The organism is Streptomyces sp. SID3343, from assembly GCF_009865215.1.
In the GTDB taxonomy this organism is placed as follows: Bacteria; Actinomycetota; Actinomycetes; order Streptomycetales; family Streptomycetaceae; genus Embleya.
Genome location: NZ_WWJX01001217.1, coordinates 1 through 1,950 on the forward strand (window position 1 = coordinate 1; position 1,950 = coordinate 1,950).

General features: G+C 74.4%; 2 protein-coding genes. Both read left to right on the forward strand.

Going from position 1 to position 1,950, the window contains the following annotated elements; all coding sequences use genetic code 11:
• Positions 1-75 precede the first annotated feature (75 nt).
• Complete coding sequence (locus GT354_RS38430; RefSeq protein ID WP_161361018.1) at positions 76-807, forward strand: ABC transporter ATP-binding protein; 732 nt, start codon at positions 76-78, stop codon at positions 805-807.
• Positions 804-1,950, forward strand: a 1,147-nt coding sequence (locus GT354_RS38435) for an FtsX-like permease family protein (RefSeq protein ID WP_161361019.1), incomplete at its 3' end; no start/stop codon positions are given. The genes GT354_RS38430 and GT354_RS38435, both read left to right, overlap by 4 nt.

The window sequence follows — 1,950 nt, forward strand, 5'->3', positions numbered from 1 at the left end:
CGCGCCCGGCACGCCCGCCCGCCCCGTCCCCGACACCGACCGCGCCCCCGCCGCGCACACCCCGGGAGCCGCCCGATGACCGCGCTGCTCGAACTCCGCGCCGTGTCCAAGACGTACGGCGCCGGACCCGCCGCCGTGTGCGCGCTCGACACCGTGACGCTGAGCGTCGCCGCCGGCGAGATGGTCGCCGTCATGGGCCCCAGCGGCTCCGGCAAGTCGACCCTGCTCACCATCGCCGGCAGCCTCGAGGAAGCCACCACCGGTGAGGTGATCATCGAGGGCACGCCGCTGTCCGGGCTCAGCCGCAACGACCGCGCCCGGCTGCGCCGCCGCCACATCGGCTACGTCTTCCAGGACTTCAACCTGCTGGCCGGCCTGACCGCCGTCGAGAACATCACCATGCCGCTGGAACTGGACGGCATGAAGGCCAAACACGCCCGCCGCATCGGCCTGGACGCGCTGACCGAACTCGGTCTCGCCGACCGCGCGGACACGTTCCCGGACGAACTCTCCGGCGGAATGCGCCAACGCGTCGCGATCGCCCGGGCGCTGGTCGGGAATCGGCGCCTGCTGCTGGCCGACGAACCCACCGGCGCCCTCGACTCGCACACCGGGGAGAGCGTCATGCGCCTGATCCGCACCGCGTGTCGGGCCGGCGCCGCCGCGGTCGTCGTCACCCACGACGCGCAACTCGCCTCGTGGGCCGACCGCGTGGTGTTCGTGCGCGACGGCGCGATCATCGACTCCACCGAACCGCTGCCCGGCCCCGAGTCGCTGCTCGCCTCCGGCGGGGAGGCCGGGCGATGACCACCACCCTCCCGGCGCCGGCGCCCGCTCCCACCCCGGACCGGGCACCGGGCGGCGGATTTCCGGCCCACGCCGCGGTGACCCGCTGGGCCTGGCGCCTGTTCCGCCGCGAATGGCGGCAGCAGATCCTGCTGATCACCCTCGTCGCGTTCACCACCGCCGGCGCGGTCCTGGGCCTGAACGCGGCACACGCCTACCCCGAGCGGGCGGCCAGCACCGTGGGCTCGGCGCAGCAAAAACTGACCTTCGACGGCTCCGATCCCGCGGACCTGCGGTTACGGTTGGACGCGGCCGGTACCCGATTGGGTCCGGTCGAGACGATCGGCCACCGCGACGTGTCGATTCCCGGGTCGATCCGTCGCCTCGACGTCCGCGCCCAGGACCCGCGCGGCCGCTACGGCGCACCCATGCTGCGCCTGATGTCCGGGCGCTACCCGACCGGCGACGCCGAGATCGCGCTCACCCGGTCCGCGGCCGACGTCTTCCGTACCCGGCCGGGCTCGACCGTCGTGTTGGACGGTCGATCGTTGTCCGTGGTCGGCCTGGTGGAAAATCCGCAACGGCTCGGCGACCGGTTCGCCCTGGCCGCTCCCGGCGCCACGGTCGCCGGGCTCCCCGCCGCGTCCGTCGACCTGCTCGCCGACGCCTCCGCCGAGGCGTTCGCCGCCTACCGCGCGAGCGCCGACGGGCCACAGTTGCGCCAGGATCGCGGCGATCTCGGCCGACGGGGGACCACCGCCGCCGTGTTCGCGATCGCCACCGTGGTGCTGTTGCTGGTCTCCCTGGTCGCGGCGGCCGGCTTCGCGGCCATCGCGCAGCGCAGGCTGCGCCAGATCGGGATGCTGTCGGCGATCGGCGCCGGCACCCGCCACGTGCGCCTGGTGTTGATCTCGCACGGCGCGTTCACCGGCGTGGCCGCCGCCTTGTTCGGCACGCTCGTGGGCGTCCTCGCCTGGTTGCCACTGGCCCCGACCGTCGAACAGGCCGCCGAGCATCGCATCGACGCGTTCGACCTGCCGTGGATGTCGATCCTGCTGATGGCGTGCGTCGCGGTGGGCGCGCCGACCGTGGCGGCGTGGTGGCCCGCGCGGGCGATGGCCAGGATCGCCCCCGCTCGGGCACTGTCCGCGCGTCCGCCCCGGC